A 1,442-nucleotide genomic window follows, 5' to 3' on the forward strand; every position below is an offset into this window, starting at 1 on the left:
TGGATCTACGTCAATATTTAGGACACATTTAAGTTAGTTTTTTGGTTGTGCTTTGAAGCTTATTTGAATAGATATGTGAAGGCTTGACATGGAGCCTCTGTGTGCGTGGTGATTTGCGAAAGACGAAAGGTTAGTAAATAGACCTTTCGCAAGGTGAAAGCCTACCACGCCCACCTCTCCAAGTAAAGCCGTGCTCTTATGTTAATTGGTGCAATTATGCTGCTTGATGGAGCGCTAAATCTTCCATCTCTTGTGGCGTTAGATAGTTGATACTGCCGTGTATTCTTTTGCGGTTATACCAGCCTTCAATATATTTAAATAACTCTACTCGCGCAGCGTTAAAATCTAAGTATTGTACGTGGTTTACTTCTTCTTTCTTTAAGATCGCATGAAAAGATTCGATACAAGCATTGTCATAGGGACTGCCTTTATGACTGAAGGAATGTGTCATCTTGTAGTCCTGAATCTTTTCTGTGAAGGCATCACTTGTATATTGTGAACCCAAATCAGAATGGAAGATAACGCCATCATTAGGTTTCTGTGTGACATAAGCGTTTTCTAAAGCTTTTTCTACCAATTCAGTCGTCATCGAACGTCCAAATGAATACCCAATAACCTTTCTTGAATGCAAGTCTAATACAGATGCAAGGTAACACCAGCCATCACGAAGCGTATGAATATACGTGATATCGCCAACCCATTTTTGGTTAATCGCTGTCGTTGTAAAGTCTCTTTTAAGAATGTTTTCTCGCTCTTCCACTTTCTCTTTACTAGGTGTCGGCCGAAACTTCTTAACGATGATCGATTGGATTCCAGCTTTTTTCATCAAGCGTTGAACCCGATTTATACTGATCTTGTGGCCCTGTTTTACAAGGATTTCATGAATCTTAGGTGCACCATATCGTTTCTTACTATCTTCATGAATCTGTATGATCTTTTCTGTGAATTCACGACGCTCACGATCACGGTCTGATTCTGTTTTATGCAGCGATTGGTAGTACGTACTTTTAGGTATATCAAGGGTTTCACACATCGTGCGAATGGGATAATCATCTTTATGTTCTGTAATAAATTCAGTTAGTTCTGTGTCATTTACTTTCGAGCGAATATGGCCATAGCCTTTTTTAGGATTTCAAGCTCCTGTTTCAAGCGAAGGTTCTCTTTTTGAATGGCGTCTACATCTTTTGGGTTAATCTCCTTACCCTCCGTCCCTTCAATCGGGGTTAAGTCTTTAATCCATTTATAAATGGTTACATCAGATACGCCATACTCGCTACTTAAATCTTTTACAGAACTTCCAGAATGATAAAGATCGACAATCATTTTACGGAAATCATCATTATATCGTTTACCGTTATTTCTTGTATTCATCGGACACATCCTCCTTGAAATTCATTGTATAAATTTAACTTAGATGTGTCCATGAAACTATACTAGCATCA

General features: G+C 38.5%; 1 protein-coding gene. It reads right to left on the reverse strand.

What is annotated here, in order from left to right; translation table 11 throughout:
• Positions 1 to 214 precede the first annotated feature (214 nt).
• Positions 215 to 1,371, reverse strand: a protein-coding gene (locus F1560_RS20665; RefSeq protein WP_149476521.1) for an IS3 family transposase whose coding sequence is annotated in 2 segments (ribosomal slippage) — positions 215 to 1,128 and positions 1,128 to 1,371 — 1,158 coding nt in all. Because the reading frame shifts where the segments join, the coding sequence is not laid out codon by codon here.
• Between the last annotated feature and the right edge of the window lie 71 nt (positions 1,372 to 1,442).

Source organism: Oceanobacillus polygoni, assembly GCF_008304605.1.
GTDB classification, from domain to species: Bacteria; Bacillota; Bacilli; order Bacillales; family Amphibacillaceae; genus Oceanobacillus; species Oceanobacillus polygoni.